General features: G+C 53.3%; 19 protein-coding genes. 2 read left to right on the plus strand and 17 right to left on the minus strand.

Translation table 11 applies throughout. The features are described from left to right. Positions 1-4: 4 nt before the first annotated feature. From astA to rpe, 7 genes are all read right to left on the minus strand, one after another. On the minus strand, positions 5-1,021 hold the full coding sequence (astA, locus tag EA58_RS15130) for an arginine N-succinyltransferase (protein WP_036754583.1): 1,017 nt from the start codon (positions 1,019-1,021) through the stop codon (positions 5-7). Between the two features lie 130 nt (positions 1,022-1,151). Continuing rightward, positions 1,152-2,369, minus strand: coding sequence for an aspartate aminotransferase family protein (locus EA58_RS15135; protein WP_036754584.1), 1,218 nt, complete (start codon positions 2,367-2,369; stop codon positions 1,152-1,154). Positions 2,370-2,772: 403 nt separating this feature from the next. Then, the gene (locus EA58_RS15140; RefSeq protein ID WP_036754589.1) at positions 2,773-3,348 is read right to left on the minus strand and encodes an aminodeoxychorismate/anthranilate synthase component II; all 576 of its coding nucleotides are present in this window, start codon (positions 3,346-3,348) and stop codon (positions 2,773-2,775) included. A gap of 106 nt (positions 3,349-3,454) precedes the next feature. Then, positions 3,455-5,803, minus strand: coding sequence for an ExeM/NucH family extracellular endonuclease (locus EA58_RS15145; protein ID WP_036754590.1), 2,349 nt, complete (start codon positions 5,801-5,803; stop codon positions 3,455-3,457). A gap of 232 nt (positions 5,804-6,035) precedes the next feature. Next, positions 6,036-7,040, minus strand: a complete 1,005-nt coding sequence (trpS, locus tag EA58_RS15150) for a tryptophan--tRNA ligase (RefSeq protein WP_036754591.1) — start codon at positions 7,038-7,040, stop codon at positions 6,036-6,038. A 97-nt stretch (positions 7,041-7,137) separates the two neighbouring features. Beyond that, entirely contained in the window at positions 7,138-7,821 is a 684-nt protein-coding gene (locus EA58_RS15155) for a phosphoglycolate phosphatase (protein ID WP_036754592.1), read from the minus strand. Further along, on the minus strand, positions 7,821-8,495 hold the full coding sequence (gene rpe, locus EA58_RS15160) for a ribulose-phosphate 3-epimerase (RefSeq protein WP_036754593.1): 675 nt from the start codon (positions 8,493-8,495) through the stop codon (positions 7,821-7,823). The genes EA58_RS15155 and rpe overlap by 1 nt, the downstream gene beginning before the upstream one ends. Positions 8,496-8,678: 183 nt before the next feature. Between rpe and EA58_RS15165 the strand changes: the two genes are divergently transcribed. Continuing rightward, positions 8,679-8,876, plus strand: coding sequence for a DUF2970 domain-containing protein (locus EA58_RS15165; protein WP_036754594.1), 198 nt, complete (start codon positions 8,679-8,681; stop codon positions 8,874-8,876). Here the strand turns inward: EA58_RS15165 and dam are convergent. From dam to pilM, 9 genes are all read right to left on the minus strand, one after another. Continuing rightward, complete coding sequence (gene dam / locus EA58_RS15170; protein ID WP_036754595.1) at positions 8,854-9,681, minus strand: adenine-specific DNA-methyltransferase; 828 nt, start codon at positions 9,679-9,681, stop codon at positions 8,854-8,856. The genes EA58_RS15165 and dam overlap by 23 nt on opposite strands. Before the next feature lie 127 nt (positions 9,682-9,808). Beyond that, positions 9,809-11,446, minus strand: coding sequence for an AAA family ATPase (locus EA58_RS15175; protein WP_051642136.1), 1,638 nt, complete (start codon positions 11,444-11,446; stop codon positions 9,809-9,811). 15 nt (positions 11,447-11,461) lie between these two features. Continuing rightward, complete coding sequence (gene aroB, locus EA58_RS15180) at positions 11,462-12,535, minus strand: 3-dehydroquinate synthase (RefSeq protein WP_036754597.1); 1,074 nt, start codon at positions 12,533-12,535, stop codon at positions 11,462-11,464. A gap of 20 nt (positions 12,536-12,555) precedes the next feature. After that, positions 12,556-13,074 carry a shikimate kinase AroK gene (gene aroK / locus EA58_RS15185; RefSeq protein ID WP_036754600.1) on the minus strand — a complete coding sequence of 173 codons (519 nt, stop codon included), beginning with the start codon at positions 13,072-13,074 and terminating at the stop codon, positions 12,556-12,558. A gap of 206 nt (positions 13,075-13,280) precedes the next feature. Further along, complete coding sequence (locus EA58_RS15190; RefSeq protein ID WP_051642137.1) at positions 13,281-14,609, minus strand: type IV pilus secretin PilQ; 1,329 nt, start codon at positions 14,607-14,609, stop codon at positions 13,281-13,283. A gap of 56 nt (positions 14,610-14,665) precedes the next feature. Next, positions 14,666-15,082, minus strand: coding sequence for a pilus assembly protein PilP (locus EA58_RS15195; protein WP_081819707.1), 417 nt, complete (start codon positions 15,080-15,082; stop codon positions 14,666-14,668). Next, positions 15,079-15,813 carry a type IV pilus inner membrane component PilO gene (locus EA58_RS15200; protein WP_036754604.1) on the minus strand — a complete coding sequence of 245 codons (735 nt, stop codon included), beginning with the start codon at positions 15,811-15,813 and terminating at the stop codon, positions 15,079-15,081. The genes EA58_RS15195 and EA58_RS15200 overlap by 4 nt, the downstream gene beginning before the upstream one ends. Then, positions 15,806-16,387: a PilN domain-containing protein gene (locus EA58_RS21075; RefSeq protein ID WP_051642138.1), complete on the minus strand. Its 582-nt coding sequence runs from the start codon at positions 16,385-16,387 to the stop codon at positions 15,806-15,808. Before EA58_RS21075 ends, EA58_RS15200 begins: the two co-directional genes overlap by 8 nt. Next, a complete protein-coding gene (pilM, locus tag EA58_RS15210; protein ID WP_036754606.1) occupies positions 16,381-17,325 on the minus strand; it encodes a type IV pilus biogenesis protein PilM in 945 nt (314 codons plus the stop codon). The genes EA58_RS21075 and pilM overlap by 7 nt, the downstream gene beginning before the upstream one ends. A gap of 144 nt (positions 17,326-17,469) precedes the next feature. Between pilM and EA58_RS15215 the strand changes: the two genes are divergently transcribed. Next, on the plus strand, positions 17,470-20,019 hold the full coding sequence (locus EA58_RS15215; RefSeq protein WP_036754608.1) for a penicillin-binding protein 1A: 2,550 nt from the start codon (positions 17,470-17,472) through the stop codon (positions 20,017-20,019). Between the two features lie 69 nt (positions 20,020-20,088). Here EA58_RS15215 and oxyR read toward each other — a convergent pair whose 3' ends face one another. Continuing rightward, complete coding sequence (gene oxyR, locus EA58_RS15220) at positions 20,089-20,991, minus strand: DNA-binding transcriptional regulator OxyR (RefSeq protein ID WP_036754611.1); 903 nt, start codon at positions 20,989-20,991, stop codon at positions 20,089-20,091. Between the last annotated feature and the right edge of the window lie 56 nt (positions 20,992-21,047).

Genomic DNA, 21,047 nt, shown 5'->3' on the forward strand with positions numbered 1-21,047 from the left:
CTAGTTATTGGGCGATCAGGCGAACCTGATCCCCATTTTTCACTGCTAACACCTTGGCCATTTCCGGAGAAATGATGGCCAGATTCCGTTCACCATCCAGTGCAACTTTACCGACCGTGGCACGGAAACCGGCAAAGCTGGTATTACTGATGATGTAATTATGAGAGCTGTGGTGCTCACCAATTTCAACGGTGCAACGCTGAGATGCACGCACCGATTCAATATGGCGCAGATCGCATTCAACCGTTGGACCAGCATCAAAGAGATCCACATAACCACGGTTGACGAAGCCTTCCGCTTCCAGCAGCTTCAGTGCCGGGCGGGTATTGTCGTGCACCTGACCGATCACCGCCTGCGCTTCTTTGCTCAGCAGGTTGACGTAAATCGGCAGTTTTGGCATCAGATCCGCAATGAACTCTTTCCGGCCAATCCCGGTCAGGTAGTCTGCTTCCGTAAAATCAATGGAGAAGAAGTGCTCTTTGAGCCACTCCCAGAACGGCGAGTTGCCGCTATCATCAGACACCCCGCGCATCTCTGCAATCACAGTGTCTGCAAAACGCTGGCGGTGTTCAGCCAGCATGAGGAAACGGCACTTGGACAGCAGTCTGCCATTCAGCCCCTGACGCCACTGCGGTCGCAGGAACAGGGTGCACAGCTCACTCACACCGGTGTAATCATTACCAAATGTCAGAACCTTCAGCACTTTGTGCACGTCCAGATGCGGTGAGTTATGGACCAGTGTGCTGAGGTGATAAGTATAGAACGGGTTGTCCAGACCAACGGCCGCTTCCAGGGCTGTGGTACCGGCGATTTCGCCTGTTTCCGTGTCTTCCGCCACCATGAGGTAGCCTTCCGGGCCAGGTTCCGTCACGTCTTTATGAAAGCTTTCCACTGAGTGAGCGATCCGCTTGCTGAGGATCTCCTCATTGACCGGCAGTGATGTAAAACCGTGGCCTGATTCTTCGGCGCACGTCATCAGTGCAGGTAAATCAGCTTTTGTAATGGGACGTATAACCAGCATCGAACTCCCTCCTGATGCAGGTAGCAACACCGGTTGCTAACTGTAAATCTGTCTTTCTCTTCTAAAAACAGCCCCGGCATATTCCGGGGCAGTTAAGCAGGGCCGGCAATCCAACCGGCCCTTGTACATCTTATTTGTTGTAAAGCTTAGCGATTGCACGTTCCAGACGCGCCATGCCTTCCTCAACATCGGCTTTTTCGATCACCAGTGACGGAGTGAAACGTACAACGTTTGCACCCGCAACCAGGATCATCAGGCCTTCTTCACCAGCAGCCAGCAGCACGTCACGTGCACGGCCCTGCCAGTCTTCGTTCAGTGCCGCACCCAGCAGCAGACCTTTACCACGCACTTCAGAGAAGATTGGGTATTGCGCATTGATTTTTGCAATGCCGTCACGGAACCACTGCTCACGCTCTTTCACGCCAGCCAGCACTTCTGGTTTGGTCACTTCTTCAACCACCGCTTCTGCAACGGCACAAGCCAGCGGGTTACCACCGTAAGTTGAACCGTGGGTACCAATTTTCAGGTGCTGCGCCAGGTCAGTCGTCGTCAGCATCGCACCAATTGGGAAACCACCGCCCAGAGACTTCGCCGTACTCAGAATGTCAGGCGTGACGCCCAGGCCCTGATAAGCGTAGAACTCGCCGGTACGGCCGTTACCGGTCTGAACTTCATCAAAGATCAGCAATGCGTTGTGCTTGTCGCACAGTTCACGAACACCCTGAATGAATTCTTTGGTTGGAGAAACGATACCGCCTTCACCCTGCAGTGGCTCCATCATGACTGCACAGGTGCGGTCTGAGATGTGAGCAGCCAGCGCTTCCAGATCATTGTAAGCCAGATGAGTCACAGACTGAGGCTTCGGACCAAAACCGTCAGAGTATGCCGCCTGACCACCAACAGTCACGGTGAAGAAAGTACGACCGTGGAAGCCTTGTTTGAAGGCAATGATTTCGTCTTTTTCCGGACCGAATTTGTCGGCTGCGTAACGACGTGCCAGTTTCAGGGCAGCTTCGTTCGCTTCTGCACCTGAGTTCGCAAAGAACACTTTTTCAGCAAAGCTGACTTCCGTCAGTTTTTTCGCCAGACGCAGGGCCGGCTCATTAGTCATGACGTTACTCAGGTGCCAAATCTTCTCAGACTGCTCTTTCAGTGCTGATACCATCGCCGGATGGCAATGGCCCAAGCAGCTCACCGCGATACCACCGGCGAAATCGATGTACTCTCGATCATCCTGGTCCCACACTCGGGCACCTTTCCCTTTCACCGGGATGATTTGCATTGGGGCATAACAAGGTACCATGACCTCATCAAAGGTTTGACGTCCTACTTTTTGTTCCGTCGCCATCATACTTTCCTTCTGTGTATATCGCTTTGCGCATAGTATTTACATAATTTTAACCGATTCCAATAGCAGAAAATGTTTTTTACTGAGGCACAATGGCCGGAAATCTTCGCTACGGATACATATTTATGCGGGATGGCGGAAAACTTATGAAGACGATTTTGAGGAAAGGTGTTTTTCCCCGCAGGAATCAATGCCCCTGTACAGGATTTGGCCAACTGCATAAGATTGCGGCCTGGCAATGATGAAAAAATTTAGGTCAATGTTAAGAAAAGTGATATAGATCGCGCTTGTGAGACAGGTAAAAATGGCCGAAAACAGACATTAGAAAGGCTAATGGGTCATTAGTCAGGCCCCGTTTGACAAGGCCTGAGCGCTTCATTGACTCATCAATCCGTCGCGAATTTCAGCGACGCAGGAAGTTCGCTAGCAACTGGTGCCCTTGCTCTGTGAGAATACTTTCCGGGTGAAACTGCACCCCTTCCAGCGGCAGGGTTTTGTGGGCAATCCCCATAATTTCATCCGGCTCGCCGTCGCGCTCGGTCCAGGCTGTCACTTCAAAGCAGTCTGGCAGCGTATCCGCCTTGACGACCAGCGAGTGATACCGGGTGACCGTCAGCGGATTGTTCAGTCCGGCAAAAACACGACGATTGTTATGCACCACAGGGGAGGTTTTCCCATGCATGACCTGACGGGCACGCACAACTTGAGCGCCAAACACCTGTGCCATCGCCTGATGCCCCAGACAAACGCCCAGAATCGGCAGTTTTCCTGCGAAATGTTCAATGGCTGCCAGAGAGATGCCGGCATCGTCCGGTGTACATGGACCGGGAGAAATGACCAGATGCGTGGGAGACAGGGCTTCGATACCGGCCAGATCAATCTCATCATGACGGACCACCTGGACCTCAGCCCCCAGTTCACAAAAATACTGGTAAAGGTTGTAGGTAAACGAGTCGTAATTATCAATGATCAACAGCATAAGTATCCCTGCCCTGAGAAAATCGGCGCCCTATTTTGCAACAGGGAGAGAGAAAGGCAAGCAGGATTCCCTCCTGCCTGCCTTTTTACTGCAGAGACGAGTGGGATTAGTGTTTCATCCGGCAAGATTCGCCGTTATAAACCGCTTTCAGACGACCGGTCAGACGCAGCGGTGCATAAGTACAAGGGATTTCAAACACCCCATAGGCCAGCACACTCAGATTGACCGCATCACCGGCACGAATACCGACATGATTCAGGAACAGGTTATCTTCACGATAACGGCGTTGTTGACCCGGCATCAGCCAGAACTGCGTGCTGTCCCAGTACCAGTGGTTAAACACCGGATACACTGGATGGAAGCTCTTATTCTTGAAGGTCAGTTGGAAACCGCGGTTACCCGGTTGCGGATAACGCAGGCTCAACACGACAGGATCATGGTCAGACGCAGAATATGGCCCTTCTGACTTGGCCAGATCACCGGAGTATTTGCCCGAGTACTCAAACAGGCTGTTTTCAACGGAGTTGATGTGCCATTCTTCAATTCCGGCGACCTTATCTGCCAGTGATGGACTCGCCAGCGCATGGTCCAGGCTACCCAGCTCACCGTCGTAGCTGTAAGAATAAGCCAGCTCGTCATGACCTTTGGTTGCCAGATTCACCAGACCGGCACCTTTTCCGGCTTCAACACCCTGTTCGTGCAAAACTTTGCCGGCAACAGAAGTGCCGGATGCTGACATAATCTTACGCGCCGCCGTCGCCGGATCATAATCCGTCAGAACACGGATCGGATCTTCCTGGGCGTAAGCATTCATGTCACCCAGTACCAGCAGATCGCCCTCAACGTCTTTCAGTGTGTCAGACAGAACCATGGCTGCAGACACACGGAAGGCATTACAGTGGCCCTGCAGATCCGCCGGATCGCTGTCATACTCACCGTTCACCCAGTCTTCATAACAGCCTGAGCCTTTGGATTTCAGGTGATTCACCACCACAGTCAGCGGCTTGGCACCCTGTACGCCTTTCACCAGAAATGACTGCATCAGGCTGTCGCGCTGGAAGACCTCCAGTTCTTTGGCTTCACCTTGCGGATTTGTACCGGTCAGTTGCTGCTTCGGCATGCGGATCACCTGAGCGGCCTTGGCAGGCTCAACTTTCGCCGGACGGTAAATCATCGCCACCATGATGGCATCAGTCCCCAGGAACTGACCGTTGTTCAGATCCGCTTCCTGAATGGTGATGTAGCTGTAGTGATCCGCCGGATCAGAGAACTGCTCATTCAGAGTCGAGACCAGATTCGCCAGCGCACCGTCGCTGCCGAAGCCATTGTTTTCCATTTCCATGATGCCGACAATATCAGCATTCATTGCCGTCAGCGCATTCACAATCTTGGTGCGCTGTAACTGGAAGTCAGCCAGCGATTTTGCGCCCCGGTTACAGCCTTTCGCGGCATCTGCATCTGCCTGATCTTTACATCTCGCATTCAGCGGACCACCGATATCGCTGTCACTGGTAAAGAAGTTCAGCACGTTGAAGCTGGCAACTTTCAGCTGAGACTCTGGCACTTCCTGTGGTGCCGTCGTGCGATCATCCGCATGGATGAAATCTGCCGCAACAACCGTGTTGGTTGGAATCAAACGGTACTCGCCATAGCTGTAACCAATCACACCTTCAAGGTTCACGACCGTATCACCGACACGGATATAGCCCTGCTCGGCATCCAGACCCGGGAAATACGGAATCACACCATTCGGTGCTTTGGCGTCGGTATCGATGAACAGCTGGTTCCGGCTGTTCTGTTCAGCCAGAGCTTTGGCGGCTTCACTGCCAGCATGATGAAGCTGGGTCGGTTTCACCAGTGGTGCACCATGCGACAACACCATGTTGTTCCGGTAAGAATCGTAATCGAAGCCAAAGTTCCGGGTGACTTTCAGCGCGCTGTCTGCGTTCAGGCGAACCTGCATGCCTTCGTAGCGCTCCATGGCATCGGCCAGATCTTCACCGTCATTCAGACTGATCGCCACCGGTGCAGGCTGTGCCGCCTGGCCTTCAACAACGATATGACCCTGCTCTGCCAGCAACTGAGTCAGGTCGTAGTGTTCTTTGACTTTGGCTTTCAGGCAAACGGTCATGCCCGGGGCAACATCGGCTGCCACCTTATTCCCGGTATAGACAAAAATACCGTCAGAGGTGTCAGGATTACCATCACCCTCAGCGTCTTGCAGGAAAAAGCCCTTATAGAGACTCTTGGTTGTGGCAGTCACCACACCCCGGACATAGTAGGCATCTTTACTGGTGTACTGACCGTCTGGCACCATCGGGCTTTTCAGGCCATCGCCCTGAATGTCATAAATCGGGGTCAGGGTTTGCGTATCACAGCTAAAAGTGTCTGCCATGGCGTGCGCCGGGATCAGGCCCATCGCTGCAACCAGAGGCAAAAGTTGGGTTCGCAACATGTCTGCAATCCTTTACATTTATTGAGAGATATATCTAAAAAGGAATGCATTATTTAACAGAGATACATCTCATGAATGTGACAATGATTGCAAATAGGCCCCATATGCATTCAGAAACTTTGTTTTAGTGATCGTTCTCTCACAAGAAATGCATGAAATTGGCAGGAAATGGACATAAAAAAAGCAGAAGGCACTGCCTTCTGCTTACATCTGTTCGCTGAAAAATGAATGATTATGGACGACCGACAAAGCCGACGGCTTCATACACCTTCTTCAGGACCTGAGCCGCTTGTGCCGATGCTTTTTCTGCGCCAGTCTTCATCACCTGATCCAGGAAAGCACGGTCTTCGCGGTATGCTTTGTAACGCGCCTGCAGTGGTTCCAGCATGGCAACAACCGCTTCCGCTGTGTCTTTCTTCAGGTGGCCATACATCTTACCGGTGTATTCAGCTTCAATATCAGCAAAGCTCTTCCCGGTTACGCCAGACATAATCCCCATCAGGTTTGAAACACCCGGCTTGTTTTCCACATCAAACAGCACGCGTGGCGGCTCTTCAGAGTCGGTCACCGCTCGTTTGATTTTCTTGGTGATGACTTTCGGGTCTTCCAGCAGGCCAATCACGTTATTACGGTTATCATCTGACTTCGACATCTTTTTCAGCGGATCCTGCAGGCTCATCACCCGAGCACCGACTGACGGGATGTATGGCTCAGGCACCACAAAAGTGTCACCGTACAGGTTGTTGAAACGGATCGCGATATCACGGGCCAGCTCCAGATGCTGTTTCTGGTCGTTACCAACCGGTACCTGATGTGCACCGTACAGCAAAATGTCCGCCGCCATCAGCACCGGATAAGAGAACAGACCGGCATTGATGTTTTCAGAATGACGCTGCGATTTATCCTTAAACTGAGTCATTCGGTTCAGTTCACCCATCTGGGTGTAGCAGTTCAGTACCCAAGCCAGCTGAGCATGTTCCGGCGCATGAGACTGAACAAAAAGCGTACTCTTTTCAGGGCTGACGCCTACCGCCAGACACAGTGCCAGCGCATCCAGCGTTGCTTCACGCAGCTCAGCCGGATCCTGACGCACGGTAATCGCATGCAGGTCAACGACACAGTAATGGCAGTTGTAATCATCCTGCATCTGTTCCCACTGACGCAGCGCACCCATGTAGTTACCAATACTTAACTCACCGGAAGGCTGTACGCCACTAAATACAATGGGTTTACTCATGATGGGATATTCCTGTTTTTCCTAAACATATCCGGCAGCGACGCCATGCCGCTGCCTGAAAACACTAAGAGACCAAAATAATTTGCCGAAACGGCTGTCAGGCGATGCTCACAACATCCAGCAGCTGACTGAACTGATCCAGCACCCGATCCGGGTTGCTGTCACTGATGGGCAGGCCATAGTTGTAGCCGTAAGTCAGGCCGACAACATAGCACGAGGCCGCCTGGGCTGCCAGAATATCATTACGGGAGTCGCCGACCATCAACATCTCACTGCAACTCAGGCAATGTTTTTCCATCAGCCAGTGCAGTGCGTATGGATCCGGCTTTTTCTTCGGGAAGGTATCACCACCGATGACATCCACGAAATATTGGGCGATGCCATATTCCTCAAGGATATGCGGTACAAACTGAGAGGGCTTATTGGTGACAATTGCCATTGGAATGCCGGCCTGATGCAGGGTTTCCAGCGTGTGCTTCACACCATCGTACAGCACAGTTTTCTTGTGGCCACCTTCTTCATAAAAGCGGTTAAACAGCGCCAGCGCTTGCTGATGCAATGCCGGGTCCAGTTCCGGGTCGAGATCAATGCTCTGACTCAGCGCACGACCAATCAGAATTTCAGCCCCATTGCCAATCCAGGTCTGAGTTTGCGCAACCGTCACACCCGGCAGACCCAGTGCCTGCATGGTTTTATCTGCCGCTTCGGCCAGATCCGGCACACTGTCGAGTAACGTGCCGTCCAGATCGAACGCAATAAACTGAATACCGTCAATTTTCATCAGCGCTGCACCTTCGCCAGTTCAGCACGCATTTCATCGATGACGGCTTTGTAATCAGGCTGACCAAAAATCGCAGAACCGGCCACAAACATATCGGCACCCGCTTCAGCAATTTCACGAATATTATCGACTTTCACGCCACCATCAATTTCCAGCCGGATTGCACGGCCAGAAGCTTCAATCCGCTCACGCACCTGACGCAGCTTCTCCAGCGTATGCGGAATAAATGACTGACCGCCAAAGCCCGGGTTCACCGACATCAGCAAAATCATGTCCAGTTTGTCCATCACATGATCCAGGTAATGCAGCGGGGTTGCCGGATTAAAGACGACGCCCGCCTGACAACCATGGTCTTTAATCAGTTGCAGGCTGCGATCCAGATGCTCTGTCGCCTCGGCATGAATTGTAATCATGGTCGCGCCCGCTTTAGCAAAGTCCGGAATGATGCGATCCACCGGCTTCACCATCAGATGCACGTCAATCGGTGCCGTGATGCCATAGTCACGCAGCGCTTTACAAATGGGTGCACCAAAAGTGAGGTTCGGGACGTAATGGTTATCCATCACATCAAAGTGGATAACGTCTGCACCGGCAGCCAGCACCTTTTCAACGTCTTCACCCAGACGGGCAAAATCGGCAGACAAAATGGAGGGAGCGATCAGAAAATCTGTCATGTTCAGCCTCTGTACTCAAATTGATTCCCCGAATAACGCCGGGGCGGATACTGGGCAAAATTCTACCTGATCTGAACCGTGATGTCTTACCGATTTCAGCCAAGTCAACGCGTGGAATTGGCCAGTCCGGCTATGCTATGAAGAGCGTACTTGAGGAAAAGTTACACGAATAGGGACAACATCATGACTCAGACACCTCCGGCAAAAAAAACCAATGTCTTTCGCAGTGCGGTTGCGGCCATGCTTGGCGTGCAGTCGGATCAGAACCGGCACCAGGATTTTAACCAACCCAGTGCCCTGCCTTTTATCGTGGCAGGACTGGTGGTCATCGTGATTTTTGTCGCGGTGCTGATTGGGATCAGTCAGTTTGTGGCGGGGTGAAGAGCGCCAGCAGCTCGTCGACTTTATTCCGACCGCTGCCGTTACGGCTGATGGTCCGTTTCACTTTCACCACAGACAGATCTGCACCGTGATACAGACGGCGGGTTAAAGTTGTGTCGTGATTGGAAATCAGCACTGGAATACCGCGTTGGGTCGCCGTGCTTTCGGCGACATCTGCTAATGCTGCCTGATCATCCAAACTAAAGCCATTGCCGGCATAAGACGTAAAGTTGGCCGTCGTCGATAAAGGCGCATAAGGGGGATCACAGTAAATCACGCTGCCTTTTCGGGCCCGGGAAAATGTATGGTGGTAGCCTTCGCAAATGAATGTCGCTTTTTTGGCTTTTTCCGAAAAAAAGCACATTTCATCTTCGGGGAAATAAGGCTTCTTATAAGAACCGAACGGCACGTTGAATCCGCCTTTTTTGTTATAGCGGCACAGACCGTTAAACCCATGACGGTTCAGGTACAGAAAATACAGCGAACGCTGATAAGGGTCCTGAGTTTTATTAAAAGCTTCCCGAATCGCCAGATAAGCCGCTTTCTGATTATATTCTGGAGTGAAAAAATCTTTGGCGTCTTTGATATAACGCTCAGGTTCGGTTTTGACCACATTGTACAGGTTGATCAGGTCTGGATTAATATCCGCCAGCAGATAATCGTCGTAGTCCGTGTTCAGAAACACAGACCCCGCCCCGACAAAAGGCTCAACCAGTTTACGCGCAGGTGGCAGATGACGTCTGATATCCTCGACCAGAGAAAACTTCCCTCCGGCCCATTTCAGAAAGGCACGCTGCTTTTTCATTCGGTTAACCTACCACCCATAGCCACTGTGTTTACAAAGGTGGCGGATTGTAACCTATTTATCAGTTTCCCCCTAGGGACAATTCTCCCCCTGCGCGCGGAATCCCCAACATTGCCAACAATATCAACTACTGTGCCCGCTCAATCTCACGATGGATCTGCGTATAAGATTTCACCCACGGCTGGACTGACTGAACTTTATCCGGTAGTTGCGCCTGTGCCCGACGGGCTGCAGCAACACTGGCGTAATTTCCGGTCACGACAATATACCAGCGCACCCCCTGACGTTGGGTCTGGTATACCTGAGCCGTCTCTTTCACGCCGTACTCTTCCAAAAAGCTGCGCGTCGCTTCCAGTGAATGCATCGCTGCCAGCTGTAAAGCATAATGACGGCTGTTGACCGCTTTGAGCGTGTCCATATCATCTGCCATTTCCGCCTGCAGACTGGCCAAAGGTGGCGGGGACACACTGGCCGGCTGTTCTGCCGGTGCCGCTACGCCTGTGACATCTGTGCTACCTTCAGAGTCAGCACGGCCTTGCGGATCCGTTGCCAGCACTTCATCAATCGCAGCTTTCAAATCGCTTTGAGATGCAACGGCCAGCTCACCAGAGCCGCCCGTTTCCTGTTCGGTGATCATGGCATCAACCACGTCTGACGGTACGACGACTCGCTTGGCGCTCTCACTTGACCGACCGACGGTGAGACCTTCCAACTGAACCGGCGCTGGTAAAGCATCTGTATTTTCCGTCGTGGGTGCTCGAGCCGCTGCCACCGTCGCGTCGGTGGTGGTTTCCGTCTCAATCGCTACCGTTGGCTGCTCAAGCGTGACCTTCGTTTCAGGCACAGTTTCAGGGACGCCTTCTGAAGAAACCGTCTCGTTCACCACCAGCGCATTGCCGGACTGTGCCAGTGTTTCATCCAGCGCAGGGGCAGCATCACGCTCTGCCGCTGACTGTTGAGGAGCCTTCGCATCATCAGAAGGCAAGAACCAGAACACGCTTGCCGCACCAATCAAAACGATCAGGAGCAGCAATAGAGACATTGGGGAAAACGTGCGTGACGATGATGAGGCCATTTTTGAGATCTCCGTGTGATCCAGGGTCATCAGTGCCCCAGGGGTGGGTGCAACCTCTGCTGCCTGTGCTTTCAAAGCACGCCGCTGGTTGGCATCCAGAAAATGGCTGGCCAGCACCAGCTCCATAAACGTCTGAACTTCTGCTTCTGATAACGCAGGGATCTCCAGTTCCAACGGTGACTGTCCCTGACCATGAGAGACCTGACGTAATGCTTTGGTAAGCTGACCCGTCTGACTAAAGAGTAGTACATTGATCTGCCAGCCTGACGCCTGTTGCGCTTTCATCACCAGCGCCCACAGCTCACCGATCAGAGCCGGGCTGAGCAGGTGAGCATCATCAATCACCAGCAACAGCTCCGCCGGCTTGCCCTCAAGCAGCCGTTCCAGTGATTGTTGCAACGGATCGCTGTCGTTGAAGACCGCATTCGGGATCAACTGGTTCAGCAGAATGCTTCGGTGCTGGCTGTCATTTTGCGCCGGGTGGCACATCAACAAAGCCTGCCGGGCCTGACTGCCATCAGCGTCGGCCCACTGCTCGAGATAGCGCTGAGCCAGCCAGGTTTTGCCAGCCCCTGCGTCACCGCTGATTTGAATTAAATGAGAACCGAAACGGGTCAGAAACTGTACCCGGGAAAGAAGATGGATCTGGCTGTCCAGATCCAGAGACGTCAGAGAAGCGGCTATTGTCATGCAATCATTACAACATCAGGGTTCAATCACCTGACGCAGGATGTCATGAGGTACATCAGAAACGACTTCTGCCTGACCGATGCCAGTCGGCAGTACCAATCTGAGCTTGCCTGATAACACTTTCTTATCCCGCATCATGTGTTTGATATAGTGGTCAAAGTTCATGGTTTCCGGCGCCAGTACAGGTAAATCAGCCTGTTCCAGCAACACACGGATTTTTTCCGCCTGTGCTGAAGTCAGCAAGCCTAACAGGCATGCTGTCCGGGCTGCCTGAACTGTACCAGCAGCCACAGCTTCACCGTGAAGCCAATTACCATACCCCATCTCAGCTTCAATCGCATGACCAAAAGTGTGACCCAGATTCAGCAGCGCGCGTACACCTGACTCTTTCTCGTCTGCGGCCACCACATCTGCCTTAATTTGACAGCATCGGGCAATCGCCTGACCCAGAGCGACCGAGTCCAGCGCACGCAGCTGAGCAATATTCTGCTCCAGCCAGCCAAAGAAATCCTGATCGATAATAATGCCGTACTTGATCACTTCCGCCATCCCTGCCGCAAACTCACGCGCCGGCAGACTCTTCAGACAGTCGGTATCAATCACAACGGCTTGCGGTTGGTAAAAGGCACCAATCATATTCTTGCCCAGCGGATGATTCACGGCCGTTTTACCGCCGACAGAAGAATCAACCTGTGCCAGCAGCGTGGTTGGCACCTGAATAAAATCGACACCGCGCTGGAAACAGGCCGCAGCAAAACCGACTAAATCCCCAATGACACCACCACCCAGAGCCACCAGCACAACATCACGACCATAACTGCCTTCCAGCAGGAAAGTCATGATCTGGTTGAAGGTATCTAGGGTTTTATACTGCTCGCCGTCCGGCAGATTGAGCAGAGCCACATCTTGCGCTAATGGGCGAAGCGTGGCCTGCAATGAATTGGCATACAGCGGGGCAACCGTATCGTTACTGATCACCACAACCCGGCGACCGGCCACAGAGGAAAAGTAATCCGGATTGGACAGTAATCCGGTGCCAATTGAAATATCGTAACTTCTCTCACCCAGATTAACTGTAATCCGCTCCATGGCTTGCTCTGTCCCCGTAGTTAACGCTCTTCCAGCATTTTGATAATTTGATTGGCAACGACCTTGGCACTCTGGTCGTCGGTACGCACAACGTAGTCCGCCACCTCTTCATACAATGGATTACGCTCTTCTGCAAGCGCTTCCAGTACTTCGCGGGGATGATCCGTCTGCAACAGCGGGCGCTTCTTGTCGCGCTGAGTACGTGCCAGCTGTTTCTCAATGGTGGTTTCCAGATACACCACGATACCGCGAGCAGAAAGACGGTTACGGCTCTCTTTGCTTTTCACCGAGCCACCCCCGGTCGCCAGCACAATACCCTGCTCCTGGGTGAGATCGTCGATGACCGCTTCTTCACGGGCACGGAATCCCTCCTCGCCTTCCACATCAAAGACCCAACTGATGTCCGCACCAGTTCGTTCTTCGATCACAGAATCTGAGTCCAGAAACTCCATATGTAACTGCTGTGCAAGGTGTCTGCCAATGGTGCTCTTACCGGCTCCCATTGGGCCTACCAAGAAAATATTTCGTTTTTCAGCCATGTTTAGCAAATATACGCGCGGTTAAAAAATAGACAAAACCGCCCACAGGCTTTTGATTTACAAGCCCGAGGCGCCAACTTCCTCACATTTCATTCGTGATAAGACCGAAAATTATCTCAGGACTGACGGCTGTTTGGCAATAGCCAGTCGCCACCAAGGCCGTTATCTCTGTTCAGAGATCACCTCTGCAGCGCCATTCCGCCTGCCTAGCGAAGGATTTTCGGCGTCACAAAAATGAGTAATTCACGCCTGCCCTCCCGCTCCAGTGTCTGCCGGAACAGACTGCCCAAGAGCGGGATATCACCCAACAGAGGCACTTTGCGCACCGACTGACTGGACTGATGCTGAAAAATACCCCCCAGAACGATGGTTTCGCCATGGTCTACCAGCACCTGCGTTCCAATCCGCTGAGTATCAATCGCGACCACCTGACCGGTGCCGGTATTCACCGTTTCACCCGGTTTATTCTGGGTGACTTCCAAATCCAGGATTAGCTTGTCGCCCGGTGTGATCTGCGGGGTTACCATCAGGCTCAGCACGGCTTTCTTGAATGAGACCGAAACCGCACCACTTGAAGCTGCCTCCAGGTAGGGAATTTCTGTCCCTTGCTCAATATAGGCCATTTTCTTATTGGTCGTGACCAAACGCGGGCTAGAGATAATTTCCGCTTTATCCTCTGCCTGCAGCGCCGACAACTCCAGGTCCAGCAGTTGATCACCCAGACGCGCGACCTGAAAAGCAATTCGGGCGGCGCCGGGTTGTGCCCCGAGATTCACGTTCAGAAAATCGTCCACCGCCAGCGTCCCATCACCGCCATTCAGTGTCGCCAGATTCCCTTCAATGGAGCCGCCAACCGTCACACTGCCATTGGTGTCCAGCATCCCCCAGCGTACCCCGAGATCAGCCGTATCTTTCTCGTTCATACTGACAATACGGGCTTCAATCTGCACTTGCCGGACCGGTTGATCCAATCTGTCGATAATCAACAAAAGACTGTCCAGACTGTCAGCGACATCTTTGACGATCAGCGCATTGGTTCGGTCATCCACATGCAACGCCCCCTGCTCGGTCAACAAGCCGGGCTGCCCTTCGGTCCCAGCCAGCAGCGCAGCCAGTTCAGTTGCCTTGGCATAACGAACCGGAATTACCCGAGTTTGCAGAGATGCACGGCTGGGTAAACCATCGGCCAGCTCCGCTTTGGGAGCAACCATCATCACATTCCCTTGCCGCAAATAAGCCAGCCCTTTCATGGTCAGAATGCTGTCCATCGCCTGCGACCAGGGAACATCTTTAAGGTGCAGCGTAATATGGCCCTGCACTGCATCAGAAAGTACCAGATTGTCCTGACGGTGATCCGCCATCATCTGGAGCAACTGGCGCACCGGCACATCCTGAAAGTTCAGCGAAATGGTTGTTTCACGTTCCGCCACCCCGGCCGGATGAATCGGAGTCGACATCGCCCTGGCCATCAGGCACAAAACCAGTGCCAGCAGAATGCAAAAGTGATGCAAAGTATGATGCACAATAAGACGCATAGTCGATAAGTCTTCCTGAATTGATAAAACGAGAGGAAAAGTGATGAAACCGTCGTTCAGGGTGACCCACCCAATAAACGCAGTGTGGTGCGACCGGGGCAATTTGCTGTTTCTGACCATTCAATCACGGTATAAGCCGATGCCACCTCAACAACCTGACCCAGATCCCTCAGCATCTGGCCCTTTGCCACCCGGTAAAGCCGGCCAGCGGGATCACTGAGCACCGCCCACAGGCCATCCGTGTCACGCAAACTGCCAGTCATCTGAAGTGCAGCCATCTCTGCCGTTCCGGACCATGCCTCGGAGCAAGAAACGTCTTTCGTTTTGATGGATTCCGGCGTGAGAGAGACAAATAACGATCGTTCTGGCCGGGCAGAAAAAACCGGGGGATCCTGGAAATGAATCGCGGACACTGGCGCACTGACCCTCAGCAAAATCACAACCATGCACAGGACATATTTTCGAGCCGTCACTGGATACCTCCGAATGCACTATCGCTGTCTCGCGCTATGCTGTCTCGGCCCAAGCTTTCACCATCCAAGCTTTCACGACCCAAGTTTTCAGAGCCTATGTTTTCAGAGCCTATATTTTCACGGCGAAGATTTTCACGGCGAAGGCTTTCTGGCAGGCCGGCATTAGCCGCTTGGTACAATTGAGCTAAGCCCTGTGCCTTGAGCAATCCCGGTACTTGCGCATCGGGCTGTATCTCCAGCGTCTCCACAACCAACAGCCACTGCTTTGCCGCCAGCATTGCGAAAAATTGCCCGATCGCGACATAGCTGCCACTCAACTCGAACTGTACCGGCTGTATTACAAACGCCTCATGCACCTGGCTCTTTTGCCATTTCAGCCCTTGCAACTGAACCCCGGATCGCGTGCCGGCGCTCTGAATGTCATGCAGCACTGTCATCCATTCAGCCGCGCCGGGCAATCGTCTCTGCTGCTGCCGGTATTCCGCTTGCAACTGCTGTGTCTGCGCCTGCAACTCTGGCAGGCTGTCCGCCTTGACTTGCTGATGGCGCACCTGCCCTTCAAGAGCGCTCACCTGTAATGTCAGTTGCGAACGCTGCACCTGTAACGGTGAGAGCAACCACCATTGCCCCAGGGTGAGTACAACCACATGGGCCAGCAGGCAAGCAACCACCTGATACCGCAATGGCCAATCCGGCAGAGTTTCCACCGTGAGATCACGCCAGTCAGTCATTCGCTGTCCTCGAATGCACGGGCGCCAGCGTCAGGGTGAATGTGAATCGCTGGCTTCCTCCCGGTACATGTCGCGGTAAGGGCTGCGCAACCCTGTCGACTGTATGTAGCTGACTGTGACTGAGCCAGTTCGCGCTGCCCATCCGGGTAAGCAACAGCGATAAAGCGGATGCATCTTGCGTCAGCCCACGCAGGCGAACCTGATCCTGATGCAGCGTCAGCGCTTCTAACCGGATCGCTTCGGGAAACACATCCGGCAGATGGTTGAGCAGGTGGATCAGCGGAAACCGGGCATGATGCCAGTCTGAAATCTGACGCAGCCTGTTCCGGTACAGCTCCGACAACCCTTGCGCCTCGGAGACAGCAGCAAGGCTCGGAGCCAGCACAAGTATCTGCTGCTGGAGCTGCGCATACTGGTTCTGCTGCTTTCGAAATTGTTGGTTACCGTCAAAAAACATTCCCCCGACCGCCACCAGCGCCAGTACAACAGCACCGGATAGCAATCCCAAAAAACGGCGTCGGTGCGCGGCCTGTCGTTCCGCCCGCCACGGTAGTAAATTGACAGCCTTCAGCACGACATCGCCCCCCGGATAGCCAAGGCAACCGGTGTTGCCCAACCGCAGCTACGCGAGAGCGCAGTCAGTTCAGTATCAGGCTGCTGCGGAAAGATTCGCTGCGGTGTCAGCAGGTGCACAGGCACACCGCAGAGCTGCTGCCAGCACGCCTGTTCATCGGATGGCATGTCACAGCCCGCTAACCACAAGTCTTCAACATCCTCAGAAATGCCGGAGAGACGGAGCTGACGGGAGACATCATGGCGCAGCTCGGTCTGAGAACCGGCAACGGGAAACGTACGATGATAAGGCTGGGGATGCTGAGCACCGGCCGCCAGATCCCAGCCCTGATCATGGAGACAGACAATCGCAGAAGATGCGCTGAATACACTGGCTGGAACCCGTTCAAGATAGTGCAACAACCACAGCAATGAACGTGCTTGCAGTTCCATCACTTCAGCACGGAATCCGGCATCACGGACCTGCTGAACTTTCTGTGTCACTACCGCCGATTTCGCAGCAAAGACTCGGTACAGGTCTGTGTCATCAGCCGCTTCACCATCCGGCAATCGATAATAATCGAGGCTCAGTGACTGCGGAGCGACGGCCAGCAAATGAGCCAACTGCTGAGCCAGCGCAGCGGCTACATCCTGTCCCCAGCGCTTTTCGAGCCCGATATCACGCTGCACGACCTCGTGATCAGGCAGGGACAACACGCATAAACCGGTCCGCTTTGGAAGCAAAGTCCGTAATTGACGCAAGGCTGACAACTGAGCCGCAGAGGAAGCGCTATCCTGAATAGGCCCTGTGCCGGACAACTGTCCGGCAGCGTTTTCCAGGGGCAGCGCAACCTCCGCAAAAGAAGATAAAGTGAATCGCCCTTTATTTTGTTTGAGCACGACCGCCTTTACACTTTGACGACCGATATCGATTCCGGTCCAGACTGGCTTGTGCAACATAGCGTGGTATGCTCCCCCTGGTAACGACAAGACAAAATTATTCGAATAAACACCTTTGACGGCGTTAAATTTATTTGAGTTATCTTTATACTACTGACTGAAGTAGCGCGGATGGCCGGACGAAGGTGTAACGGGAATTCTCAAGTGAAGTTCATAAAGCGATTATTTATCTTTGCAATTATTTGCATCATTCTTGGAGTCAGTACGATTTTCGGTTTTTACCTGTATGTAAAACCGGATCTCCCTGATGTCGCAACGCTTAAAAACGTTGAATTACAAACACCGATGCAGGTGTACAGCGCCGACGGTGAACTGATTTCCCAGTTTGGTGAAAAGCGCCGTATTCCCCTGACAATGGACCAGATCCCGCCGCAGATGATCCATGCGATTATCGCCACCGAGGACAGTCGCTTTTATGAGCATCCCGGTATTGACCCGATCGGCATTATCCGCGCGGCTGTTGTCGTTGCTGCATCGGGCTCTGCCAAGCAAGGGGCCAGTACCATTACCCAACAGCTTGCCCGGAACTTTTTCCTCAGCAATGAGAAAAAGATCATGCGAAAGGTCAAAGAGATTTTCATTGCCGTTCATATCGAGCAACTGCTGACCAAAGATGAAATTCTTGAGCTTTACCTGAATAAAATCTATCTGGGCTACCGTGCTTACGGTGTCGGTGCCGCCGCACAGGTTTATTTCGGCAAAGACATCAGCCAGCTGACACTGGGTGAAATCGCCGTCATTGGTGGCCTGCCAAAAGCACCGTCAACCATGAACCCGATTTACTCACTGGATCGTGCGACCACCCGCCGCAACGTGGTCCTGAGCCGGATGATGGACGAAGGCTACATTACCCGCACAGAATTCGAACAAGCCAAAGCTGAACCAATTATTTCCCGTTACCACGGTGCGGAAATTCAGCTCAACGCCCCTTACTTTGCCGAACGGGCCCGAGCATGGATGATTGAGCGCTACGGCGAGGATGCCTACACCTCAGGCATGAAAGTCTACACAACGGTGAATCCGAAGCTTCAGCGGGCCGCACAACAGGCTTCCGTCCAGAACCTGTTAGATTATGATCAGCGACACGGCTTCCGTGGTGCGGTGACCACCTTGTGGACGCCAGAGCAGCCCCTCTGGGATGAACAAAAAATCTTGGATCATCTGACCAAACAACCCAGATACGGTGATCTCGAACCGGCTGTTGTCATGAGCACCGGTCAGAAAGATGCCGACGTAATCCTGCGTGACGGTCAGCACCAGACACTGCACTGGGATGGCATGAAGTGGGCTCGCCGCTTTATTACCGATTCCAGCCAGGGGCCTTCACCAAACTCAGCGGCTGAGATTCTGACGCCGGGACAGCAAATCTGGGTTCAGCAGAAAGGCGAAAACTGGGTGCTGAGCCAGGTGCCTGATGCCAATACCGCTTTTGTTGCCATTTCCCCGTATAACGGTGCCGTACAGGCAATGGTGGGCGGCTTCAACTTCGTTCACAGCAAATTTAACCGGGCAACACAGTCCATCCGACAAGTTGGCTCCAGCATCAAGCCGTTTATCTATTCCGCAGGTCTGGATTCGGGGATGACGCTGGCAACACTTATCAATGACGCTCCCATCGACAGCCGTGATGAAAGCATGGGCACAGCCTGGCGTCCAAAAAATTCACCCCCTGTCTACGACGGCTGGACCCGCCTGCGCCGAGGTCTGGCCCAGTCGAAAAACGTGATGGCGGTTCGGGTGCTGCAAGACGTCGGCCTGGATGACGCCATCAGTTACCTGACCCGTTTTGGCTTTAAACGCAAAGACCTGCCAAGAGCAGAAGCCATTGCGCTGGGCGCAGGCAGCCTGACGCCGCTGGAAATGGTGCAGGGTTTCTCCGTGTTTGCCAACGGCGGTTACTTTGTAGAACCATATTTTATTGAACGCGTCGAAGATGCTTACGGTAATCTGGTCTACCAGGCGCATCCGAACGTCGTCTGTAACGAAGATTGTCAACGTAAAGAGCAACTGGCCGGCAACCAGATTGCTGCCAGCCGCGCAGTCATGCACGATATTGCCATCAGTGAAGAAGAACTGGGCCCGACCGGCGGCGCGACCGAGACCGATCAGCAATCCATTCGTCTCGCACCTCAGGTGATCTCCGAGCAGAATGCTTTCCTGGTGCGTGAAATGCTGGAAAGTAACATCTGGGGGGGTGGTAACTGGGGGCATGATACCGGTTGGAACGGCACTGGCTGGCGTGGTCAGGCTCTGAAGCGACGCGATGTCGGCGGGAAAACCGGCACCACCAATGACTCCAAAGATGCCTGGTATACCGGTTTTGGCCCGGGAATCGTGGCTACAGCCTGGGTCGGCTTTGATAACCACAGCCGGGAACTGGGCCGGACCAGCTATAACTCGAATCTGGATAAAAACCAGACTGCCGGGGCAGAAGCCGGGGCAAAAACAGCTCAGCCAGCCTGGATTGGTTTTATGGAAAAAGCACTTGAAGATGTGCCTGAGCAGCGCAAGCAGTTACCACCACGCATTGTTCAGGTCCGGATTGACAGTGAAACCGGTAAGCTGACTCGGAAGACCGACTACACCTCCCTGTTCGAATACTTCATTCAGGGCACAGAGCCCAAAGACTACGTCGGTGAAGGCGGGACGGACAGCGGCATCTTCGAAGCCGACAGTTCAGATGAGCTGTTCTGATTCAGAGCTTTCATTTTCCCATTGAACTTCAATCACAAAGCGCGCCTCAGGCGCGCTTTCTTGTCTCAATCAGCCGTGTTCCAGATGAGGCGCAATACTTTGCCGGATCTGCTCGGCCAGCTGCTCGTATCGCCCTTTTAAAGGTGATCCCGGACGGTAAGCCAGCGTAATCAGACGGCTGGGTTCTGGTTCGCTGGCCTTGAGATAACAGACCCCATCCCGCCGTGCAGTATTCGGCGTAGCCAGTTTCGGCAGCAATGTAATCCCACTCCCTGCTGCCACCATGTTCCGCAGCGTTTCCAGACTGGTCGCTTTAAAGCTGCCATCTTCCTTCGCGCCCGCCGCAAAACAAAAGCCCATTGCCTGATCACGCAGACAGTGCCCGTCGCCCAGCATGAGTAAAGTCTGCCCTTTCAGTTCAGACATGGGCAGTACATGCCGATCGGACCAGGGATGCGCTTCCGGCACAGCCAGCATCATCGGCTCGTGGTACAACGCCAGTTCTTTAAAATGCTCACTTTCCTTCACTGCCGCCAGAATAATACAGTCCAGCTTGCCTTCTTCCAGCTGTTGCGCCAGCACATGTGTCTGTGCTTCATGCAGATACAGTTCTAGCTGCGGAAACGCCCGTTTAAGCGCCGGAATGATCAGCGGCAGCAGATAAGGCCCGACCGTCGGAATAAAACCGACATGCAGCGGCCCGGCCATGCTTTCCCCCTGCTGACTGGCCATCTCCGACAGCACCTTGACCTCGTGCAGCACTTTTTTCGCCTGACTGACCAGATTCAGTCCGACATCGGTAAACAGAACTTTGCGGCTGGTCCGTTCCAGTAACGACACCCCCAGCTCAGTTTCCAGTTTACGGATCTGCCCGCTCAGCGTTGGCTGGCTGACATAACAGGCTTCGGCTGCTTTCCTGAAATGCCGGTGCTCAGACAGCGCCACCAGATATTCAAGATCCCGGATGTTCATGCATGCGCTCCCCAACTATTTAATAGAAATGAACGATTAATAAGATAACAGCAAAC

It is taken from the genome of Photobacterium galatheae (genome assembly GCF_000695255.1).
Taxonomy (GTDB): domain Bacteria; phylum Pseudomonadota; class Gammaproteobacteria; order Enterobacterales; family Vibrionaceae; genus Photobacterium; species Photobacterium galatheae.

What these genes read in the sequence shown, in the direction of transcription:
- aroK (WP_036754600.1), bottom strand. Translation starts at nt 13,074, where the DNA reads ATGGCTGAAAAACGAAATATTTTCTTGGTAGGCCCAATGGGAGCCGGT.
- dam (WP_036754595.1), bottom strand. Translation starts at nt 9,681, where the DNA reads ATGAAAAAGCAGCGTGCCTTTCTGAAATGGGCCGGAGGGAAGTTTTCT.
- EA58_RS15155 (WP_036754592.1), bottom strand. Translation starts at nt 7,821, where the DNA reads ATGAAAATTGACGGTATTCAGTTTATTGCGTTCGATCTGGACGGCACG.
- aroB (WP_036754597.1), bottom strand. Translation starts at nt 12,535, where the DNA reads ATGGAGCGGATTACAGTTAATCTGGGTGAGAGAAGTTACGATATTTCA.
- EA58_RS15165 (WP_036754594.1), top strand. Translation starts at nt 8,679, where the DNA reads ATGACTCAGACACCTCCGGCAAAAAAAACCAATGTCTTTCGCAGTGCG.
- EA58_RS15145 (WP_036754590.1), bottom strand. Translation starts at nt 5,803, where the DNA reads ATGTTGCGAACCCAACTTTTGCCTCTGGTTGCAGCGATGGGCCTGATC.
- EA58_RS15190 (WP_051642137.1), bottom strand. Translation starts at nt 14,609, where the DNA reads ATGCGTCTTATTGTGCATCATACTTTGCATCACTTTTGCATTCTGCTG.
- rpe (WP_036754593.1), bottom strand. Translation starts at nt 8,495, where the DNA reads ATGACAGATTTTCTGATCGCTCCCTCCATTTTGTCTGCCGATTTTGCC.
- EA58_RS15175 (WP_051642136.1), bottom strand. Translation starts at nt 11,446, where the DNA reads ATGACAATAGCCGCTTCTCTGACGTCTCTGGATCTGGACAGCCAGATC.
- EA58_RS15135 (WP_036754584.1), bottom strand. Translation starts at nt 2,369, where the DNA reads ATGGCGACGGAACAAAAAGTAGGACGTCAAACCTTTGATGAGGTCATG.
- oxyR (WP_036754611.1), bottom strand. Translation starts at nt 20,991, where the DNA reads ATGAACATCCGGGATCTTGAATATCTGGTGGCGCTGTCTGAGCACCGG.
- astA (WP_036754583.1), bottom strand. Translation starts at nt 1,021, where the DNA reads ATGCTGGTTATACGTCCCATTACAAAAGCTGATTTACCTGCACTGATG.
- EA58_RS15200 (WP_036754604.1), bottom strand. Translation starts at nt 15,813, where the DNA reads ATGACTGACTGGCGTGATCTCACGGTGGAAACTCTGCCGGATTGGCCA.
- pilM (WP_036754606.1), bottom strand. Translation starts at nt 17,325, where the DNA reads ATGTTGCACAAGCCAGTCTGGACCGGAATCGATATCGGTCGTCAAAGT.
- EA58_RS15140 (WP_036754589.1), bottom strand. Translation starts at nt 3,348, where the DNA reads ATGCTGTTGATCATTGATAATTACGACTCGTTTACCTACAACCTTTAC.
- trpS (WP_036754591.1), bottom strand. Translation starts at nt 7,040, where the DNA reads ATGAGTAAACCCATTGTATTTAGTGGCGTACAGCCTTCCGGTGAGTTA.